Genomic DNA, 2,152 nt, shown 5'->3' on the forward strand with positions numbered 1-2,152 from the left:
TGTGAGCCGGCCTGATCGGCCAAAGATGGGGTGCTGCTGCCCTTTTGCAAATTAACGTATAACGGTAAAGGTAAACGATCAGCAGTACCCCAGATTTGGTCAAGCAGGCCGGCAAACTATAGCAGCGCTATGTGAGCCGGCCTGATCGGCCAAAGATGGGGTGCTACTGCCCTTGCAGATTAACGTATGACGATAAAGGTAAACGATCAGCAGTACCCCAGATTTGGTCAAGCAGGACGGCAAACTATAGCAGCGCTATGTGAGCCGGCCTGATCGGCCAAAGATGGGGTGCTACTGCCCTTGCAGATTAACGTATGACGATAAAGGTAAACGATCAGCAGTGCCCCAGATTTGGTCAAGCAGGCCGGCAAACTATAGCAGCGCTATGTGAGCCGGCCTGATCGGCCAAAGATGGGGTGCTGCTGGTCGTTTACCGGAGTTTGGCCCAGGTGTCGCGCAGGGTCGCGCTACGGTTGAAAACCGGGCCTTCCGGGCGAGAATCCTGGCCGTCCAGGCAGAAATAGCCCTGGCGTTCAAACTGGAAGTGTTGGCCGGGCCGGGCGGCGGCCAGGCTTGGTTCCAGGCGGCAGTCCGGCAAAATCACCAGGGAATGGGGGTTGACGAAATCCTTGAAGTCGCCCCCGCCGGCCGCGGCTTTTTCGGGGTTCTCCTCGGTAAAGAGGCGGTCGTAGAGGCGCACTTCGGCCTTCAGGGCCCGGTCGGCGGCCACCCAGTGAATGGTGCCCTTCACCTTGCGCCCGTCGGGGGCGTTGCCGCCAAGGGTGGCCGGATCGTAGCTGCACCGCAGCTCGCTGATTTCGCCGGTAGCATCCTTGATCACTTCATCGCACTTGATAAAGTAGGCGTAACGCAGCCGCACTTCCCGGCCCGGAGCCAGCCGGAAAAACTTCTTGGGCGGTTCCTCCATGAAATCATCCCGCTCGATATAAATCTCCCGGGCAAAAGGCAGGAGACGGCTACCCATTTCCGGTTTCTGGGGGTGATTCTGCGCGGTCAACTCCTCGCTCCGGCCGGCGGGATAATTGGTGATCACCACTTTCAAGGGCTTGAGTACGCCCATGACCCGGACGGCTGATTCGTTCAGTTCCTCCCGCACGTAGTGTTCCAGCAGGCTGACATCCACCAGGCTTTCCTTTTTGGCCACCCCGATTCGGTCGCAGAAACTGCGGATCGCCGCCGGCGGATAGCCCCGCCGGCGGATGCCCGACAAGGTCGGCATCCGGGGGTCGTCCCAACCGCCGACATATCCTTCGTTGACCAACTGCAGCAGCTTGCGCTTGCTCACCACGGTATAGCCCAGATTCAGGCGGGCGAATTCGATCTGGCGGGGCTGGCAGGGAAGCGGCAAGTTAACGATTATCCAGTCGTAAAGCGGGCGGTGATCGGCGAATTCCAAAGTGCAGAGGGAATGGGTTACTCCCTCCAGGGCGTCGGAAATAGGGTGGGTGAAATCGTACATCGGATAGATGCACCACTGCGCCCCGGTGCGATGATGGCCGCGGTGCATGATCCGGTAGAGCACCGGGTCGCGGAGATTGAGATTGCCCGAGGCCATATCGATTCGCGCCCGCAGCACCCTGGCGCCGTCGGGGAATTCCCCCGCCCGCATCCGTCGGAATAAATCGATACTCTCTGAGCTGGGGCGCTCGCGGTAAGGGCTGTTGCGGCCCGGTTCGGTCAGGGTGCCCCGGCTGGCCCGGATTTCCTCGGCCGAGAGATCGCAGACGTAAGCCAGGCCGTTTTTTATCAGGTGTTCGGCGTATTCGTAGATCTGCTCGAAATAATCCGAGGCAAAGTAAAGATGTTCGCCCCAGTCGAAGCCCAGCCAGCGGACATCTTCCTTGATCGCCTCGACGTATTCCGTTTCCTCCTTGCTGGGATTGGTGTCGTCGAAGCGCAGGTGGCAGCGGGCCGGGGTGAACTCGCCGGCAATGCCGAAGTTGAGGCAGATGGACTTGGCGTGGCCGATGTGCAGATAACCGTTGGGCTCCGGGGGAAACCGGGTGACGATCTGGTCGTGTTTGCCGCTGGCCAGATCATCGGTGATGATGGTCCGGATGAAATCGGCGGCCAAAGGCTTGATGGGTTCACTCATGTTTTTTGCTTGCTCCCGATGCTGCTGAATACCGGC

At 59.6% G+C, this 2,152-nt stretch carries 1 protein-coding gene; it reads right to left on the minus strand.

Going from position 1 to position 2,152, the window contains the following annotated elements:
- Positions 1-430: 430 nt before the first annotated feature.
- Positions 431-2,116 (minus strand): glutamine--tRNA ligase/YqeY domain fusion protein, encoded by a 1,686-nt coding sequence (locus ACHHTY_RS12015; RefSeq protein ID WP_395494412.1) that lies wholly within the window; start codon positions 2,114-2,116, stop codon positions 431-433.
- Positions 2,117-2,152: the final 36 nt, after the last annotated feature.

This window comes from Desulfurivibrio nitratireducens (genome assembly GCF_044068515.1).
Lineage (GTDB): Bacteria > Desulfobacterota > Desulfobulbia > Desulfobulbales > Desulfurivibrionaceae > Desulfurivibrio.